This is a genomic window from Mojavia sp. (genome assembly GCF_059505145.1).
The window spans coordinates 103,679-123,659 of sequence record NZ_JCACKA010000066.1 but is presented as its reverse complement, the minus strand read 5'-3'; the positions used below and the strand labels follow the sequence as shown (position 1 = coordinate 123,659).

The 19,981-nt window shown below is 42.2% G+C and carries 14 protein-coding genes; 12 read left to right on the top strand and 2 right to left on the bottom strand.

Annotated elements, in window-relative coordinates; genetic code table 11:
• Positions 1–106: 106 nt before the first annotated feature.
• The 8 genes from AC5JL8_RS16040 to AC5JL8_RS16005 all read left to right on the top strand — a co-directional run bounded on the left by AC5JL8_RS16040 (position 107) and on the right by AC5JL8_RS16005 (position 11,452).
• A complete protein-coding gene (locus AC5JL8_RS16040) occupies positions 107–910 on the top strand; it encodes a PD-(D/E)XK nuclease family protein (protein ID WP_495880154.1) in 804 nt (267 codons plus the stop codon).
• Positions 911–1,048: 138 nt separating this feature from the next.
• Positions 1,049–1,711, top strand: a complete 663-nt coding sequence (locus AC5JL8_RS16035) for a GNAT family N-acetyltransferase (protein ID WP_495880153.1) — start codon at positions 1,049–1,051, stop codon at positions 1,709–1,711.
• Positions 1,712–1,837: 126 nt separating this feature from the next.
• A complete protein-coding gene (locus AC5JL8_RS16030) occupies positions 1,838–4,228 on the top strand; it encodes a single-stranded-DNA-specific exonuclease RecJ (RefSeq protein ID WP_495880152.1) in 2,391 nt (796 codons plus the stop codon).
• Positions 4,229–4,394: 166 nt separating this feature from the next.
• Complete coding sequence (locus AC5JL8_RS16025; protein WP_495880151.1) at positions 4,395–6,773, top strand: adenylate/guanylate cyclase domain-containing protein; 2,379 nt, start codon at positions 4,395–4,397, stop codon at positions 6,771–6,773.
• 123 nt (positions 6,774–6,896) lie between these two features.
• Positions 6,897–7,574 carry a Uma2 family endonuclease gene (locus tag AC5JL8_RS16020; RefSeq protein ID WP_495880150.1) on the top strand — a complete coding sequence of 226 codons (678 nt, stop codon included), beginning with the start codon at positions 6,897–6,899 and terminating at the stop codon, positions 7,572–7,574.
• Between the two features lie 633 nt (positions 7,575–8,207).
• Positions 8,208–9,545, top strand: a complete 1,338-nt coding sequence (gene ctpB, locus AC5JL8_RS16015) for a carboxyl-terminal processing protease CtpB (protein ID WP_495880149.1) — start codon at positions 8,208–8,210, stop codon at positions 9,543–9,545.
• 123 nt (positions 9,546–9,668) lie between these two features.
• The gene (locus tag AC5JL8_RS16010; protein WP_495880148.1) at positions 9,669–10,637 is read left to right on the top strand and encodes a glycosyltransferase family 2 protein; all 969 of its coding nucleotides are present in this window, start codon (positions 9,669–9,671) and stop codon (positions 10,635–10,637) included.
• A gap of 119 nt (positions 10,638–10,756) precedes the next feature.
• Entirely contained in the window at positions 10,757–11,452 is a 696-nt protein-coding gene (locus tag AC5JL8_RS16005) for a response regulator transcription factor (RefSeq protein WP_495880147.1), read from the top strand.
• Between the two features lie 792 nt (positions 11,453–12,244).
• On the opposite strand, the gene AC5JL8_RS16000 is transcribed toward AC5JL8_RS16005, so the two are convergent.
• The gene (locus AC5JL8_RS16000; protein WP_495880146.1) at positions 12,245–12,526 is read right to left on the bottom strand and encodes an Npun_R1517 family heterocyst differentiation transcriptional regulator; all 282 of its coding nucleotides are present in this window, start codon (positions 12,524–12,526) and stop codon (positions 12,245–12,247) included.
• 1,052 nt (positions 12,527–13,578) lie between these two features.
• Between AC5JL8_RS16000 and AC5JL8_RS15995 the strand changes: the two genes are divergently transcribed.
• Positions 13,579–13,938, top strand: coding sequence for an NAD(P)H-quinone oxidoreductase subunit M (locus tag AC5JL8_RS15995; protein WP_495880145.1), 360 nt, complete (start codon positions 13,579–13,581; stop codon positions 13,936–13,938).
• Positions 13,939–14,855: 917 nt separating this feature from the next.
• Here the strand turns inward: AC5JL8_RS15995 and AC5JL8_RS15990 are convergent.
• On the bottom strand, positions 14,856–15,137 hold the full coding sequence (locus AC5JL8_RS15990) for a hypothetical protein (RefSeq protein ID WP_495880508.1): 282 nt from the start codon (positions 15,135–15,137) through the stop codon (positions 14,856–14,858).
• On the opposite strand from AC5JL8_RS15990, the gene AC5JL8_RS15985 reads away from it, so the two are divergent.
• From AC5JL8_RS15985 to AC5JL8_RS15975, 3 genes are all read left to right on the top strand, one after another.
• The gene (locus tag AC5JL8_RS15985) at positions 15,090–17,384 is read left to right on the top strand and encodes a PP2C family protein-serine/threonine phosphatase (RefSeq protein ID WP_495880144.1); all 2,295 of its coding nucleotides are present in this window, start codon (positions 15,090–15,092) and stop codon (positions 17,382–17,384) included. The genes AC5JL8_RS15990 and AC5JL8_RS15985 overlap by 48 nt on opposite strands.
• A 133-nt stretch (positions 17,385–17,517) precedes the next feature.
• Entirely contained in the window at positions 17,518–19,098 is a 1,581-nt protein-coding gene (locus AC5JL8_RS15980; protein ID WP_495880490.1) for a CHAT domain-containing protein, read from the top strand.
• A gap of 150 nt (positions 19,099–19,248) precedes the next feature.
• Complete coding sequence (locus tag AC5JL8_RS15975) at positions 19,249–19,893, top strand: hypothetical protein (protein ID WP_495880143.1); 645 nt, start codon at positions 19,249–19,251, stop codon at positions 19,891–19,893.
• The last annotated feature ends 88 nt before the right edge of the window (positions 19,894–19,981 follow it).

Sequence of the window (19,981 nt, the reverse complement as noted above, 5' to 3'; positions counted from 1 at the left end):
CTTTGAACTCCGTGAACGAGGCTTTGAACTCCGTGAACGAGGCTTTGAACTCCGTGAACGAGGCTTTGAACTCCGTTAACACTGCGATCGCTTCTAAAATATAAGAATGCTGACAACTTCAAATCAACTATTACGAATTTCCCAAGGACAACTTAACTTATTAGAACGTTGTCCTCGTCAGTTTCAACATACTTACTTAGAAAGCCTCAATTCTCCCGCAGATCCAGAACAGGAAGAACGACAAACTTTAGGTAGTCGCTTTCACTTGCTGATGCAACAGCGCGAAATGGGTTTACCAATTCATAGCTTTTTGCAAGCGGATACCCAACTACAAAGCTGGATGACAGCTTTTGCCAATGCTGCACCAGAAATTTTAACACCTGCTGCCAATAGCCAAACTTTCCGGGAAAGCGAACACTACCGCACCCTACAAGTTCAAGATTATTTACTCACTGTTATTTATGATTTATTAATTGCAGATAATCAAAAAGCACAAATTCTAGACTGGAAAACTTATCCTAAACCACCAGACAAACGCAAATTAGAACGGAACTGGCAAACACGTCTTTATATGTATGTTTTGGCAGAAACTAGCGATTATTTGCCAGAAAATATTTCTATGACTTATTGGTTTGTTCAGTCTGAAGGCAAACCGCAGAACATTAAATTTAGTTACAGTAATGCCCAGCATCAGAAAACAGCAAAAGAACTTAATGATTTGTTAAGCGATTTAACTTATTGGCTGGAACGTTACCAAAAACAAGAGCAATTTCCCCAATTACCAGTAGGAAATAAAGCCTGCAATTTTTGTCAATTTGCCACTCGCTGCCAACGTACACAAAATGATGCGGAAGCAATAGCTAGCAATACACTGCCAAATATCAACAATATTCAAGAAGTTTCACTTTAATAATTGTAGGGTAGACATTAAGCACTATTTCCGGGTTTTGGTAGACAATGCTTACCCTACGTTCTCCATTCCTGGCAAAATGGATATCACTAAACTTTAAAAAATATCTATATTTAAGTAATCACAATTTTAAGCAGTATGACAAACGTTGATGACATGGGGACAGTTTATGTCCGTGAATTAGGAATTGACGACATAGCCCCCGTCTACCACTTGGGAGAAGGACTATTTACGAGTGATTTATATCCTTATTTATATAGAACTTGGGATGAATGGGAAGTAATAGGACTTTACAATACAGATCCAGAATATTGCTTAGTAGCTGAAATAGATGAGGAACTAGCAGGATTCATTTTAGGAACCATCATCACCAAAGCATCTTGGACTTATGGATATATTCTCTGGCTGGGAGTGAATCCTATGTTTCAGCGTCGGGGAGTAGCAGATAAATTAGTTGATAAAATTGTCGCCCGGATGATCGAAGATGGGGCGCGGTTCATGCTGGTAGACACCGATCCTACCAACGTTCCCGCAGTGAAGTTTTTCAACCGCAAAGGTTTTGGAAATATCCGTCAGCATATTTTTCTGTCGATGAATTTAAGCAAGCATGAACACTACGGCAGACTGATTGATTATGAACATCAAAAAGCTGAAAGAGCAGGTTATCGGCGAGCTGCTCCGCAACGCGTACCACGAACCCGCCCAGCTATTCGTGCCCGTAAGACTGATGGATTTGCTAGCGATGCAGTACTCAATCCTTTAGTTAATGAAATTACAACAGAAGACCAAGCACCGATTTAATTGGGACTGGGTATTGGGCATTGGGGACTGGGGAGAAAGATTTTTATGCTCTCGTTGTAGGCTCTTGCCTATAAGGTTCTATTTTAGATTTAGAAATTTTTGGAATTTTTAATTTTAAATTTTCAAATGCAGTGGATTCTAGCGGCAACTGAACAAGCACCAGAGTGGTTTATTCAAAGTGTGAAAAAGTATACACCTGCATCAGGTGGAGTTTTTGCAGCGCAATTATTGTGGCAACGGGGAATACAAGATAGCTCACAATTAGAAGCATTCGTCAACTATAAAGCTTATCAACCAGCCAGCCCCTTTGAGTTTGGTCAAGAAATGCATCTAGCAGTGGAACGATTGCAACAAGCACGCAATGCTGGTGAGAAAATTGCCATTTGGGGAGACTTTGACGCTGACGGTATAACCTCTACATCTGTGCTATGGGATGGTTTGGGGCAATTTTTTGTGCAAAATGCTCAGTTAATTTACTACATTCCTAATCGTCTCACGGAATCTCACGGACTCAATCTTTCAGGAATTGATAACTTAAAAAAACAAGGTTGTACATTAATTGTCACTTGCGACACTGGCAGCACAAATATAGATGAAATTATTTATGCCAAACAGTTAGGTATTGATGTCATAGTTACAGACCATCACACATTACCCGCAGAACGTCCACCAGTAACAGCGATTATCAACCCCCGTAATTTGCCCAATGAACATCCGCTGTTTAATTTGTCTGGGGTGGCGGTAGCTTACAAGTTGGTAGAAGCCTTGTATTTAACCTTGCCTGATGTGCCTCAAAATCCATTGGCAGATTTGTTGGATTTAGTAGCAGTAGGTTTAATTGCCGACTTGGTAGAGCTAAGTGGAGATTGCCGATATTTGGCGCAATTGGGAATTCAAAGACTACAGGAAGATTTTAAACAACCACCAACAGCTAGGCGACGTCCGGGGGTGGGGAGATTATTAGAATTGTGCCAAAAAAGTGGCGATCGCCCCACAGATATTTCCTTTGGTTTGGGGCCGCGCATCAATGCAGTTAGCCGCATTCAAGGTGATGCTAGCTTTTGTGTAGAACTACTCACCAGCCGGGATGTGAAACGTTGTAATGAACTCGCAGAAGATACAGAACTAGCTAACGCCCGCCGTAAGTCTTTGCAGAAAGATGTACAAACTCAAGTTGCACAAAAACTTACCCAATTAGATTTATCTACCACCAGTGCGATCGTTCTGGAAGATTCCCAATGGCCCGTAGGCGTTTTAGGCTTAGTCGCCGGACAAGTAGCACAAGAAACAGGCCGCCCCACGATTTTATTGAGTACAGAAGTAGCAGGGGAGCAGGGGAGCAGGGGAGCAGGGGGAGAAATTATTACTCAGGACTCAACACTCAACACTCAACACTCAGCACTCAGCACTCAGAACTCAGCACTCTCATTAGCCCGTGGTTCTGCCCGTTCGGTGAATTCGGTCGATTTATATCAATTAGTTAAAGACCAAGCACATCTATTGCATCGCTTTGGGGGACATCCCTTTGCGGCGGGTTTGAGTCTGGCGGTGGAAAATATTCCCTTATTTACAGAAGCAATTAATCAAAGGTTACGGCAATCTTTAGGTGGTAAAAATCTAACGCCTACAGTGCAAGCAGACATAGCGGTCACAGTAGGTGATTTAGGGAAAGAATTATTTTTAGAACTAAAAGTATTAGAACCTTGTGGAATGGGTAATCCTGTTCCAAAACTGTTGATTCAAAACTGCTGGTTTGAAAATGCTTGGCATCGCAATCAACAAGATTCCCAAGGGAAAAAAGTACAGTACATCAAAACCGAGTTTGATATCCGGGATGATTCCAGCAGAAATGCTTTTCCGGGTATTTGGTGGGGACACTACAAAGATGAATTACCCATAGGTAGATGTGATTGCATAGCCGAACTGGACTATAACACCTTTAAAAAACGCTATGAAATCAGATTAATTGCCGTCCGTCCCAGCGCTAACTCAGTACTCAGCACTCAAAACTCAGCACTCATCTTAGACTGGCGCAATCAAGAACACTCAGAAATCACAACTCACAACTCCGCACTGATCCTCGAAGAATGCCCAACTAGTTGGGATGATTTACGTGCTTGGTGGAAACGCTCAGTTTACAATAACCAAAAACTTGTGATCGCCTGGTCTAAACCCAATCATCAACCACCCGCCCAAATTTGGCTTACCCTTGTCGGAATTGCCAAATACCTCAGCCGCACCAATCAACTAGTTACTCGCGTCCAACTGTTAGAGAAACTGGGCATCGGCGACCAAACCTTACTTTTAGGAATCAGAGCTTTAAAATATTTAGGATTCACACTTCAACGCCAAGACAATTATTTGAGAATTAGTCAAGAATCTAAAAATGCCTCGGAAACTCAAGCTGATGCGGCTGCTACTAAATTTTTAGCTGCTGTGCGCGAAGAACAATTTCAGCGGGAGTATTTTGCAGAAGTACCTCTATCTACTATTGTGGCGATGGTTAATACTCAGTAGTCTGTTTGATGTACGTGAGCGGGCGATCGGATTTAATAATAACTTCCTATTTAATCAACCATAATTTTGGTTAAATCATCCTCGTTATCTGGGAATCCTGGAAGAAAGGAGAATTTACCTGGAGGATACCGGCTGGTGCGAGACCACGCATTTAGCTATCAAAATTATGTATAGAAAAATGCCGCTACGAGTCATTTTTATTGTATCTACACTACTCCAGGTAATTACGGCTGTAGGGCTGACCGGATATTTTTCCTTCCGCAATGGGCAACGTGCAGTGAACGAGGTCGCCACCCAACTCCGGGATGAGGTAACCGCACGGGTCAACGAGAGGCTACTGCTTTATGTGGAAACACCCCATCTGATCAATCGGCTGAATGCAAATTCGATTGAGTTAGGACAGTTAGATACTCAAAATACCCAGTATAAACAGAAGTATTTCTGGCAGCAGATCCGTACCTTTCCAGTGATCACCTACAACTTTTACGGTAGCGTTACAGGAGAATATTTAGGAGCAAGACGCTTACCGAATGGTGATTTGCAGGTAATTCAACGCAATCAGTCTACAGGATACAACCAGTACTTTGCGACCAATGCACAGGGCGATCGCGCACGTCTAATCGAAGCTTTGCCGGATTTCGATGCACGCCAACGTCCCTGGTACAAGCAGGCAGTTCAGGCAGGTCAACCTACATGGAGCCAAATCTATCGGGACTTCAGTACAGGGGGACTAGCAATTACAGCAGCCCAACCTGTGTATGACAAGCAAGGAAAACTCAAGGGTGTCCTTGGTAGCGATTTTATTTTTTCCCAGGTGAATGCATTTCTGCAAAGCTTAAAGATTGGCACCTCTGGTCAGACGTTCATTATGGAACGTTCTGGTATGCTGGTTGCCACATCTACGCCCGATGCAACCTACCAAATTACCAGTAACCAGCCGCAACGGATTAAAGCTTTTGAGAGTAAAAATTATCTAATCCAGCAGAGTGCTAAACATTTACAACAAAAGTTTGGCAATTTTACACAAATTCAAAATAGCCAACTACTAGACTTTGATATCCAAGGAAATCGGCAATTTCTTCAAGTTACGCCGTTACAGGATGGTAGGGGGTTGGATTGGTTAATTGTGGTTGTTATGCCGGAAGCGGATTTCATGGAACGCATCCAGGCAAATACCCGGATCACGACGCTGCTGTGCCTGCTGTCGCTGATTATTGCAATGGTGGTGGGACTGCAAACATCCCTCTGGATTGTCAAGCCGATTCAGCGTTTGAATACCGCCGCCAAGGATCTGGCAGATGGAAGCTGGGAGCAAGAACTGCCAATTGAACGGTCTGATGAGATTGGGGAACTGGCTGAGTCTTTCACCTGCATGGCAAAACAGTTAAAGGAATTGTTTGAAACTCTAGAAGAAAAGGTGCGCGATCGCACTCAGGCACTTGCCAAAATTAACGGGGAACTGAAAAATAAAAATGCGCTGATTCGGCAAATCTTTGGGCGTTACCTTAGTGATGAGATTGTCAGCAATCTGCTAGAAAATCCCCTTGGGCTAGAGTTAGGCGGGACGCGACGTAAAATCACCATCTTAATCTCGGATCTGCGCGGCTTCACAGCTACAGCCGAACGGCTGTCACCAGAGCAAGTGATCACCATCCTCAACTTTTACCTGGAATATATGGCGGATGTGATTACCCGCTACGAAGGTACAATCGATGAGTTCATGGGAGATGGCATTCTGACATTATTTGGTGCGCCTACCGTGAGAGCAAACGACACAGAACGGGCAGTTGCGTGTGCGATCGCTATGCAACAAGCAATGATTCCCGTCAACCAGCAGATGCAAGAATGGGGCTTTCCGCTCCTGGAAATGGGCATTGGCATTCATACAGGTGAGGTTGTAGTCGGCAACATCGGGTCAGAAAAACGTACAAAGTATGGTGTCGTCGGTAGCCACATTAACCTTGCCTACCGCATTGAAGCGTGCAGTGTGGGTGGACAAATTATCATCTCCGAAGATGTGTTGTCTGAGGTGCGAGACATTGTGCAGGTGGATACACACCAAAAGGTGCAGATGAAAGGAGTAAAAGACCCCATTAACCTTTATGAAATCAGCGGCATTGGTGGAGAGCATAACCTGTTTCTCTCTAAGTCGGAAGAACAATTCCTAGATTTGCCAGAAGCTATTTCGCTCCAGTACGTTACCTTGGAAAGCAAACACGTAGGCGATCGCTGGTATCAAGCAGAGATTATCAAGCTCTCCCGCCAGGAAGCCCTGATTCAGCACAAAAACCTTGAAGAAGAATTGCCACTTCCCCTAACGAATTTAAAACTCATCCTGCTGAATAAAAATCTGCCCCAAGAAGTCGGTGAAGATTTTTATGCCAAAGTCTTGGAAAAACCTACACTAGAAGGCAGCTTCTACATCCGCTTTACATCCCTTCCTCCATCTGTGCGGGCGATGCTCGATCATCTCTATCAAACTATTTCTCTGGAGTTAGAAGAGCAAATTCCATTCGCCCGGACTTCAGTAAGCAGCACTAAGTAGTAGTGCAAAATTAAATATACATTTGTCATTGCGTCTACGCTACATTTCATTTCGCTCGCAATGACATAAATGATTTTGCGTAACCACTTATGATCAAAGTACGAGATAAACGCTAATCAGATCATGCTACAGTACGATCCGCTAGACTGCTTACCCTCCGCCGAGGATTTGCCGGACTCTGACGATACCCCTGTGGATAATCAGCTGCAACATTTAATTCCTGGTTTACTGGAAGCCATACTAGCTATGGCATGGTCAGACCGTATGGACTGGTTCTTTGGTGTTGATATGGGGATTTATTACGATCCCGATCAGTCAGCGATCGTACCAGATGGGTTTTTGAGTCTGGGAGTTGAACGTATTTTTGATGAGAATCTGCGTTTAAGTTACCTACTTTGGGAAGAACAACGCGTACCAACTATGGTGCTAGAAGTGGTTTCTCAAACACGGCGTGGGGAATACAGCACCAAGAAAGAGTTTTATGCCCAGTTAGAAGTTTTATATTATGTCGTTTATAATCCCCAACGGCGAAGAAAACAGACTTTAGAAGTGTATCGCCTGGTAAATGGGAAGTATCAATTGCAGCGAGTAAATCCCGTTTGGCTACCGGAAATTGGGTTAGGGATTGGCTGTGAACAGGGAACATATCAAGGCATTACACGCGAGTGGCTTTACTGGTATACTGAGCAAGGTCAGCGTTTATTAACACCAGAAGAACGAGTTAAACAAGCAGAACAACGCGCTCAAATGCTGGCAGAACGTCTCAGATCGCTTGGCGTAGATCCAGATTCTTTGGTTTAGAATGCGCTTCTGGCTGAATTGTGGCAGATGCAAGCTACGATCACCAAGGTACGAGTCTAAAAAACTGGTGAACGAGCATCAAAGCCTCATTAACGGAGCTAAAAAACTCATTAATCAGTATTAAAGACTCGTGGATGAGTCAGCTTAACGCAAAAAGGCATTTACTGCTTAGGAAGATGCATAAACTAAGGTTATAGTGGTACAGATTAGCCAAACGCCAAAGATAACGCACAAACCACAAGCTATTTTTTGTATCAATCGCCACAGTTACCCAGCTTTTCTCTTAACTGAAACTGTTGTTTTCAAGTAACCTTTACGTTTCATGACATAAGTAAGAAAAGCATAGTTTGTCGATATCTTAAGTATCTGCAAGTCAATAAGCAAAGTGCTATCTTATAAAAATAATCGAGAGTATATAGTTGACACATATAAAACTGTCACATACTCTAGATGATTGTCCGGAGAAAGCTAGCAAACAGAGAAATGATTGTCATAAAGTAAAGCAATATTTTTAGCTTCATTTCAATAAGAAATGATGAAGGAAGTATAGCTAAACTTAAGTATAAAACTTAAAATTTTTTGGAAAATCTGATTGCTAAACTGTCAACAACACAATTATTCCAGCTGATATACATGAACCAATCTGCGAAACGTTACTCGCCGCTCCAAGTAGCCTTGATTGGTGGAGCGATCGCCACGAGCGCCACTGTATCTTTATTTGGCCCGGCTTGGACTCGCTGCGTTCGGGCTGCCCTACAAGATAGCCCCAAAGCAGTAGTTGACGAAGTCTGGCAACTGGTGAATCGTGAATATGTTGATGGCAAATTTAATCAACAAGATTGGCAAGCAACTAGACAAAGTTTGTTAAGTAAAAACTATACAACTCATGAAGAAGCTTACGTTGCCATTCGTGAAGCTTTACAACAGTTGGGAGATCCTTACACTCGGTTTATGGACCCCAAACAGTATGAGGCGCTGACCAGCCAAACATCAGGGGAAGTCTCTGGGATTGGCATTCGCATGGAATTAAATGATAAAACCAAGCGGCTCACTGTTGTAGAAGCTATAGAAAATTCCCCAGCGCTGAAAGCTGGTATTAAAGCAGGCGATGAAATTTTAGCAATTAATGGCAAACCCACTCAGCAGATGAAAGTGGATGATGCCTCCAAGCTAATTCGTGGTAAAGCTGGTACTCCTCTGACATTGCGCCTGGGGCGGTCAGGGAAGAATGCTTTTGATTTGAAGCTAACCAGGGCAACTATTGAAGTACCAACTGTACGTTATACCCTCAAGCAAGAAGGTAATCGGCGTGTTGGCTATATCCGGTTGCGAGAATTTAGTTCTCATGCAGCAGAACAAATGCGACGAGCCATCCGCGATTTAAACGGTAAGCAAGTAAATGCTTATGTATTGGATTTGCGAGGCAATCCTGGTGGTTTGTTGCAGTCGAGCATTGAAATTGCGCGGATGTGGCTGGATAATGGCGGAATTGTCCGTACAGTAGATCGGTTAGGAGGAGCGGAAGATACTAAAGCTAATCGCACTGCCCTGACTCAGCTTCCCTTAGCAGTACTGGTGGATGGTAATTCAGCTAGTGCTAGCGAAATTCTCACAGGGGCACTCAAAGATAATAAGCGAGCAGTAGTTGTTGGCAGTCAAACCTTTGGAAAAGCGTTAGTACAGTCAGTTCATCAACTCGCTGATGGTTCGGGCTTGGCAGTCACCATTGCCCACTATTACACTCCCCAGGGAACGGATATTAACCACAAAGGCATCACACCAGATATCAAGTTAGACTTAACAGAAGCACAAGAGCGTCAACTAGCGTCTAATCCAGATTTAGTTGGCACTCCAAACGATCCACAATATGCGCGAGCAATTACAGCGCTATCTAGTAATAACTTCGCTCAACCTCCGGCAAATCAACCCACTGGATCAATGAGTGTCCGCGCTAGCGACTTGAAATTTTAGATTTACGTATTCAATTATTTCCCAAGCCGGATTTTTTGAGTCATACCAAGTGCGTGTTCTAATCAGTTTTAAGATTTTGGATTGGGAATACTAGTAAGTAATCCCAATCCAAAATTTTAATTTATGAATCATCAATTAGTTGATGCAACCACCGCCAACAGCTTTATGCCAAGGGTGTCGGTGGTTGTTCCTATTTATAATGGTGAGGCAGATTTACCAGATTTAATTTCTTGTTTGCTGTCTCAAACTTACCCTAAAGAACGGGTAGAGTATTTGCTGGTAGATAATAACAGTAGCGATCGCACTCTCACATCCCTAAAAGCATCTGCTGAACTTTGCCCGATTACAATTCACCCTTTGAGTGAAAACCAAATTCAAAGCTCCTACGCAGCTCGTAACACTGGCATTCGAGCTGCAACCGGGGAAATTGTAGCTTTTACCGATGCTGATTGCCGTCCTCAACCGCAGTGGCTAGAATCATTAATTAAACCTTTCATCAAACCAGATGTAGTAATTGTTGTAGGTGAAATTAAGGCTCTACCAGGTAAAACTCTGCTAGAACAACATGCAGACCGTCAAGAAACCTTATCACAAAAGCACACCCTTGCCCATCCTTTCTGTGCTTACGGTCAAACCGCTAATTTAGCAGTTCAACGCATCGCCTTAGAAAAAGTTGGTTTATTTCGTCCTTATCTTACTACTGGTGGAGATGCAGACATTTGTTGGCGGATTCTGGGGGCAAACATCGGGCATTTGGAATTTGCCCCAGATGCTGTAGTCCAGCACCGTCACCGTACCACACTCAAAGAATTGAAAAGCCAATGGCGGCGCTATGGGCGCTCAAATCGCTATCTGCACGAACTGTATGGCGTGGAGTTAATGCCAGGGCTTAAACGCCAGGAATATTACTATCGCTTGGTACGCTGGTTATTGAAGGAAGTGCCTAAATATAGCGTCAAGGCGATCGCGGGTCAAGCCAGCCTTGTAGACTTTTTAAGTACTCCTATTGCATTATTTACTGCGAAAGCGCGTTACTCTGGGCAAAGCGAAGCCAAGCTGCCAGAAAAAGCCCAGATTATTGATTGGCTATAGAAATTAGCTCAGATGAATTTCAATTTTGAATTCTCCACAAAAGTTGACCTGTCTGTATATTGTTCAATGCCTACCAAGTTTCGCTAAATTGGAAAAAGGTAAACTTAAGGAAATTTCAAATGTCAGCACAACTGTTACTGGTAGATGACGAACCGGGATTGCGGGAAGCCGTCAAAGATTATTTACAAGAAAGCGGTTTCAGCGTTCAAGTCGCCAGTAACGCCCGTGAGGGTTGGGATTTGATGCAGCAGAACACGCCTGACTTAGTGATTTCTGACATCATGATGCCCCAGGTAGACGGCTATCAATTCCTCAAGCAACTGCGAGATGATCCTCGGTTCCAAACGCTGCCAGTAGTATTTTTAACTGCTAAGGGCATGACAGGCGATCGCATTCAAGGCTATCAAGCTGGTGTTGATGCTTATTTACCCAAACCTTTCGACCCAGATGAGTTAATTGCCATAGTAGAAAACTTACTTGCCCGTCGCACAGCTAAACTTCAAACTACAGGTGAAGACGGTGAAACTCCTGATATTGCTGAACTAGCCCATCAAATTGCCCAAATAAAGGCTTTGTTAACTCAAAGAAATGCGATCTCACAATCACCAGCACCATTTAAAATCGACCTGACCCCTAGAGAACAAAGTGTTTTAAACTTGGTCGCTGAAGGGTTAATGAACAAAGAAATTGCCCGTCGCTTAGAGACCAGCGTCCGCAATGTCGAAAAGTACGTTAGCCGTTTGTTTAGTAAAACCGGTACTAATAGCCGTACAGAGTTAGTTCGTTTTGCTTTAGAACACGGTCTTGCTAAATAGACAGCTTGTCTTGAAAAGAGGGGCTGGGGACTGGAGAATAAGGAGGAACAATTTTCATGCCCTCATTGTGGGCATTTACTCGTGGGTTTTAGCTTGAAAAATTGCTAAGTAATTAAGTCAACAGTCATTAGTGCTAATGACCAAGGGCTAATGACTCGAAATCCCACGGCTTTTTATGAAAACGAGCATAGCGATGTTTTCGTAGCTGTGGGATGAGAATTGATTTTAGTTGGACTAATTAACAGTTCAGTATTAAGCCTTCAGCCCTTTGTCAAGTAGTTAAATTTATCGACTAATCTTCTAAAAAATTAATCCTACCCTAATGGGTTTGTGAAAATTATCTCATATGCCATGTGTAAGGGTGGAATGAAACTTCAAGCTTGCAAAATCCTAATATTAAACAGCTGCAATCGCTCACGAAGCAACCCATAAATTTAGAAATCTCTGAAATGTTCAGAGTATTTAACGTAAATGATTGCTAACTAGTACTTTACCAACTTGAAGTAACACCCTGATCAAAGGTATTTGCCAAAAATAAAATCCTTGAAAAACTGTAACCTGCCTTAGTAGGAAGGCGTAACTGCATTAGTAGGCACCCAAATATTTCCGTAGTGCAAAGGGTGAGGGCTACTGTGACGCTTTCTTGGGCTTTTCGGAGAGTAAGGTAAACTCCTAGCCTTGAGGTTAAGTTACACAAGCCAACTCAAGGTTAGAGCAAATAGGTAAACTTAAAACAAATTCACCATTTGATATCTAAGCCACGACTTGTCACTACTCAAATTATACAGATATTTATTGACTATTATCGGCGAAATTTCGTAAGCGCATGAGTTGGCGTCGCATTTGCGGTGAAGCTTTAAATTCAGAAACTTCCTGGGCTTTAACAGACGCTTGCAGTGTCTCTAGAAAATCATCAGAGCCTTCAGTTAAAGCATCTAAAAGCACTTGCAATAGTTGCTCGCGATCGCCTAATAGACTCTTTTCCTCAATCAACCGGAATTTGAGATGTATTTCACACTCATAAACACCTACTTCAATATTATTTATCTGACGTGGTAAGGCTTTGGAGTTCATAAATTTTGCGGATTCCTTTACTTGGTGGTCATGAGGTTGAGGAGCTAAATACCCAACAAAAATTCTTTAATTTTTTTTTGAATCCAAAGTGGTTGAACTCAGAATCATTCTTCATCCATCACATTTGTCTTCTATTCCACTCTCCTGTGTTCTTTTCGAGCCAGACTTTGACTGCGTAGGCTGTATTTTCCCTGCGCCAAAGGTGGTTCAGGTAAGCCATAACTATTATTCAGTTTTTAAGATTCTATACAATAAAGTTTCTGTAAGAAGTTGTTCGAGCTTTTTAAAGGTTTTTACATCAACTTTATCTAAACGTCAATAACAGTTTGGAATTTTACTGAAATTTTCGTGTTTACACTTACGTAAAAACACTAAAGTTTTTCTCTTTTATGAAAGCTAGAGGTAGTTGTGCCATAACTACGTAAATTTACTAGATGTTCATTTTTTTCATCATAAAATTCAGGAGACATCAATCAGCAAAGTCATTAAAGATTTATTTTTGTTCTGAATGAAAATTATAGACACTGATTACTTTATTACAGCCGAGTCTGCTATTCTAGTGCTTTCTAGATTTTGTCAAGTAAAAAGAGCCTAGCAGTAGTGATTAGACATGGTTAACTGACCGCCATAGTAAACTCGTGGTTCCTCTAGAAATCAAAACAGCTTACCTGTAAATTGTCGCAAAGGCAACTCCGGCTAAAGTTTGCTAAAGTTTGACGCTCAACAAACGTTAATTCGATGGATTTGTGACCCCTCCTCTAATTTCTCAACACCAGTTCGTTCAAATCGGGACAACCCGTCAACACACTAGGCTTTACAATACACTGGCTCCCCGTGTCAAGGAGAGCCTGAAAAAAGCTATGATCTTGCTGCTTCTCTTAGGACTAATGCAGTGAAACGAAAAATTAAGAATTTGAAGAGAGTGTAGTGCAGATAGTATTTTGGCTAATGCTTGCACCATAGGCATGATTCCTTTTTATTAAGGTCATTCAAGCTCAGGTATAGCGTCTACAATGATTTCAGTGTAATCAACCCAAATCTTACACCCTTTTATGGACAACCCGATGCTGCTTAAGTCCACAACCCGGCATATCCGCATTTTTGCAGCGGAAATTGACCGAGATGGCGAACTGGTTCCCAGTAATCAGGTTTTATCGTTAGATGTTGACCCAGACAATGAATTTAACTGGAATGAAGATGCGCTGCAAAAGATTTATCGTAAGTTTGATGAACTGGTAGAAGCATCTAGTGGCCAGGATTTAACAGACTACAACTTACGCCGCATTGGATCAGATTTGGAGCATTATTTGCGATCGCTCCTACAAAAAGGCGAAATCAGCTACAATCTCCTAAGCCGTGTCACCAACTACAGCATGGGAATCCCCCAAGTAGCAACTGATGAGAAACAGTAAAGTCAAGAGCTACAACTAAAAGTTTTGTAATTCTTGGCTTTTTAGGGGCAGGCTGTACCATGCCCCTAAGACTTGTCTGCTGCGGCTTTAAGTAATAGTACTAGATGTGAACAATAAGCTAAGTTTTGGTAGTTTAAGTTTTAGTAGTTAATCTACCACTTGCGATTTCGGTGAACGAAATAATCCTCAGCTATCTATGCTGAATTACAGTACGTATAGGTCAATACCCTGAAGTTGCTGATAAGAATTTTTTAGGTAGAAGCTTTCTGACACAGTTAATATTTAGTACAGCTGTAACAGCTAGTATTGCTAGATTTAAATTATTCAATGGATTGTTAACCAATTTTTTGTGCTAAAAGCCAAGCTAGCAGAGTTAGTATAGATTCGCACTAATTAATATGATAGCTACCGCTTTAGTGCTTGGTCATCCTCTCAAAATATATCTGTAAAACTTGAATATATTTATTTTTTATAAAATTTCGGATCTACAGCTATGCAGTATGTGATTAGTAACATATGTCCTCGTTGTGAAGAGATGTAGCTAGCCAAGAGATAATACAGTACATTCTAGACAATTCTCATAGATGCAAAATCACTGGTAGGTGTGCTAGAAATGCCAATTACCCAAAACATTAACTAACAATGGCATCATTAATCGGATAATGGTTTTTCTAAATTACGTTAAAAATTGGTGAACTATATTTGACAAAGTTGAGAGCCTCGTTTAGCTTATGTGTTCAGTTATCTTAATTCTTAATTAAAGTTATTAATGCCTCACAACTTATAAACTATAGAAATACTAGTATTATCTACCGCTTTGTGATCAGGTAATTTATCAAAAGTAAACAGTACAGTTATGCTGGCTGGAGTTAAGCTGTGGTGGCAGAGTTGAAGTTAGCTGCGCTGTTGATAGAGAGTCATATAAGGAATAGAAAGTATGATGAGGCTGTAGGATTGACTGAGGAGCGATTTCTTTGGATAAGTAGATAATTATTAGCGCCTGCTAGTATCAGCCAGCTAAAATCATTGATCCAAAGTTGGATATGTCGGGTTAAAGAAACATGAGCGATCCAGATTGCCTCTGCTAATGCTGTTGAAGAAATTGCCAATGCTGCTGAAGAAATTGCCAATTGCTGATCGGTGCGAAAACTATGGAAAATGATGTGGCAACGCTCTACTGCCCAAATGAGATGTGTCAAGCTCTCAACCCCTTAACACATAAATTTTGCTTGCGATGCTCCACACCTCTACCCAAGCATTACCTCTGGGCTGAGGGAGATGGCCTGAGTGTTGCCACTCCCGGAGAAATCTTGGACGAGCGCTATTTAGTGATCAATAAATCTGTTGTTTTAGATACTAAGCCTGGGTTAGTTCCGCAAACACCTGAATTAGATAATTCGTCGGCAATTAGAGCTTATCTAAGACTTATTCCTTACAGATTACACGTACCGCAGGTATATGGAGTAATACCTGTAACCGATGGTCGTTCTCGTAAAGACATATTACTTTTAGAAAAACCCCCAATACTGACCGATGGTACAGCGCTACAAGTGCAACTGTGTAGCGAGTTAATCAGTGCTTGGCGTGACGCTACATCAATGCGCCAACTCAATTGGCTATGGCAGTTAGCTCATCTTTGGCATCCATTTGCAAGTGAAGGTGTGGCCTCTAGCTTACTAGACCCATATTTGTTAAGGGTAGAAGGGTCGTTAGTACGCTTGTTAGAATTGCGTGTTGACTCCTCAACAACACCAGGCTTACCTCAATTAGGAGAATTTTGGCAGCAATTGCACAGAGAGGCAAAACCAGCTATAGCTGAACTTATCAACAAAATTAGTAATGCTTTAATTCAGCAACAGATCAATTCACCTGATCAATTAATTACAGTCTTAGATCAAGGACTAGCTCAATTAGGGCGATCGCAAAAGTCTACTATCAAAATTTTCACTAAAACTGACACTGGCCCCAGTCGCCAACGTAATGAAGATGCCTGTTACCCTCCCAGTGGTACCTTAGTAAGTAAACCTCCACAGGCGACCGCCCTAGCCATTGTCTGTGACGGCATCGGTGGGCACGAGGGAGGCAATGTAGCATCAAATTTAGCAATTGAAACGATTCAGCATCAGGTACATGAACTCACAAAAGTTCCGTATGACCACATAGACCCTTCACTGCTGCTAAATGACTTAGAATCAGCAGTGGCAGTTGTAAATGACAAAATTAGCCAACGCAATGACGGCGAAAATCGGCAGGGACGTCAACGCATGGGCACCACCTTGGTAATGGCATTACCAATTGCCCATGAAATGTACATTACCCACGTCGGTGATAGCCGTGCCTACTGGATTACGCGCCACGGTTGTTATCAAGTTACCCTTGATGATGATGTAGCTTCGCGTGAGGTACGGTTAGGCTATGCTGTCTACCGTGAAGCAATATTACAAGGTGGATCTGGCTCTCTCGTCCAGGCTTTAGGAATGAGTCCCAGTACTTCATTACATCCCACTGCCCAGAGGTTTATTCTGGATGAAGATGCTGTTTTCCTACTTACATCCGATGGTTTGAGCGACTTTGACCGCGTTGAGGACTATTGGGAAACAGAAGTCTTACCGATTTTGACAGGGGAAACCGATGTAGCACATGCTACTGAAAAATTAGTAGAAATTGCTAACACTAAAAATGGACATGATAATGTCACTATTGCCTTAGTACATTGTCAAGTTCGATACTCTGAACCAAACTCAAGCCTGGCAGCGGTCATACCAGACAGTTTCCTGGGTAAAGCTACTAATGCTCCGTCCAGAACAGTACAAGGAACACTCCTAGGTAACCCCAATCAGAAAACACAAGTAATCCCAGAAACTAAGCCTGCCAAAACTGCCCAACTACCACTAAATTTTATAGTTCCGTTAATATTAGTTTTAGCAGCCGGTTATTTGGGATACTTAGTAATGCAGATGCGATCGCCATCCGGTGAAACTCCAGTTGTGACTAGCCCAACCGCAACTCCGCAGCCAACTACCACAGAAGCAACTGCACCGCGAACTATTGACAACCTTGATTCTGGGTGGGTAATTCAAACCCAGGCCCCAATCCGCCTAAATAACCAAGAATTATTACCCTCTGGTAGCCTTTTACAAGTTATCGATAAAAAACCAAATCCTAAAGCGGGTTCTAGAGATTTTTTCGTGCAACTGCGCTTGTGCCCCCAAGATACACCAGCTCAGTCATCAGTGAATAAACCAGATAATTCTAACTCTTCGCAACAAGTAGAGAAATTAGCACCAATTCAATTCTCCCAATCTCAACTAAAAAAATATAAGGTCAATGTTTTATCAGCAAAACAGCCGAGTGCATGTGATGATGTCTCGCCATCGCTAGATAACCAGACACCTGTACCAAATCCACAAAGTGATACTAGTCCAACCAAATCGAATACTCCATAAATTGGTAAAAACCTGAAATAATACAGGTAATAACCAGCGAAAAAAACTTACAATACAATGTAGATATTTTTACATTGGAAAATTTTTATTTGAAATTATTTGTTATTTAATACCTTTTGATTTAATGAATCCATTGCCATGCCTGAACCTGGCGATCGCCCGTTTGATTAATACTAGCTCTGATAACTTCGCCATATGGGTGGTTAAGGCTCCCTATCCCAGTGGTTATGTTTTGCATGATTGTATATGGCCTGTGGAACTCTCTCAAGTTTGGCAAGAATGGCAGCAGATGTTTGCTGGTCATAGCCCCTTAAGTATTTACTCTCGCTCAACGCCTCTACAAACAAATCCATTACCAGTGAACTTGGTTTCATTGCCTTCGGGTCAGCCAGGAGGCTACAGTAGCCGCTTAATGCAATACTTGGGAATTCATTTATGGCGTTGGTTATTTAATGGGCAAATTCTCGGAAGTTTAGAACGAAGTCGTGGCATTGCTATGGGGCAGCATACACGTCTGCGCTTTCGACTGGAAATTCGTGACCCGGATCTCATCGCCCTACCTTGGGAAATTATGCAACGTGAGCCTGGCCAATCGGCGATGTCTCTATCTCAAGATTTACTATTTAGTCGCACTACCAGTGAAGTTGAATCATTGCCTTATTTGCGAACAGACCAAGCTTTAAATATTCTGCTGGTTTTAGGACAAGATGAAAATTTGCAACTGGAAAAAGAAGCGGCAATCTTAGAAAAAACTCTCGCCAATGCAGGGCCTTTAGGTAGCAATTCTCAGGGATATGCACCCTGCATGGTACATACACTTCTGCAACCAAGCCCACAAGAGTTGATTCAGGAGTTAGAAACTAAAGCATACAATGTCTTCTTTTACGCTGGTCACGGTCTGCCAGATCCAGATGGAGGATTACTGTTTTTGCGCCCAAGCATGACCCTCAATGGCATAGAACTGGCCCAAGTATTGACTCGTACTGGTGTAAAACTGGCGGTTTTCAATGCCTGCTGGGGCGCACAACCAGCTGCTATAAATAATCAAGCTATACCCTCTAGCAGTTTGGCAGAAGTGCTGATTCGTCATGGCGTACCTGCGGTTTTGGGAATGCGCGATGAGATTGCTGACGAAGAAAGCCACAGTTTTATTCAAGTCTTTACGGAAGCTTTGCGATCGCGCAAGCCAATTGATGAGGCTGTGGCAGAAGCTAGGCAAGAACTGTTAACAGTATATAAGTTCAATCAACCAGCATGGACTTTACCTGTCCTCTACCTACATCCAGATTTTAATGGCGAATTGATTAAAAGTTTTGATGAAGGAATTACAGAATTACCAGAAACTACTATTCCGAGTGTGGTAGCTTCATTTCCTACAGCCTCTTTGCGATCGCTATCAGCAGGTGGTAAAACCTGGGTATTACGTTCTGGAGTGACTCGGATTGGTCGCACAAAAGACAATGATATTGTCATCCCAGAACCCTCTGTTTCTAAACGCCATGCTGAAATCTTATGTCGGAATACTTTCACTGACACTGCTCCGGCAAGAACTTATTACTTACAAGATTTATCTACCTACGGGACAACCTGGATTTTCAGTTCTAATGGTTGGCAACAAATCCTCCGAGAGGAAGTACCTTTAACATCAGGAATGCAATTAAAGTTTGGTAGTTCTAGAGGTGAGATATGGCAGTTTATTATCGAAGGCTCTTAACTTAGGTATTGCATAATTGCAATTTCAGTCATGAGCAACAGCCTCACAAATTTATTCTCACCATAGGCAAAATTCACTTTTTTTTGCGGAAATGTGATTCTGACAGTTGTAGCTGTCAATACTGCTAAATAATTAGTCTGGAGGCGACAAATGACTCACCAAATCAACAATTCAGAGACTATCTCATCTTTACCATCTCAAGTAGAATTAGATTTTTTAGCAACTTTACTAGAAGCTGAGGATGCTAGTTACCCCTGGAATCCAGCTGATGAGAAATCAGAAGCTTATTTTTGCCAACTAGAACAGCAGTTTCTTATCGATGATGTGCTTGAGCAAGAACTTACGGCAAGATCGCAAGTTTTTTATAGCCAGTTAGATAATCTTTGGGAAAAAAAATCTACTGCTTCAGACTCTAAGACAAATATCAGCCAGATTGTCATGGCTTTGCAAGAAAGCTTACAAACATCTTTTGCTTCAGCTGTACCCCAAGGCTGGCTAAATGCGATCGCTCACAAAGCTGCTGAAATTTTTACTTCCCAACAATCAATTGGTGAGCAACTCGTTCACTGTGTTCAAGATGTACTGCCTACTTGGGGCGCAGAAGATTTATTGGTTTTAGCGCGTCCTTATGCCTATGCTATGCGTAGTGGCGAACCACAAAATGTGGTATGTGTAATGAGTAACTTGGGTAACCGCGAGTGGACATCTTTATCGGAAGTCGAGCAAGCAAAGGTTAGTTTAGCAATTTCTTACTACGCCCTCACCAGACTAAATAGCTTTCAGCCAGAATCCTAAATGCAGTTGTCTGTTATTCCTGAATGGGGCTATATTTCAGGTAACTATTAACTTTGCCCGCACTCGGCGCTTGTCTTGCGGGTCTGAT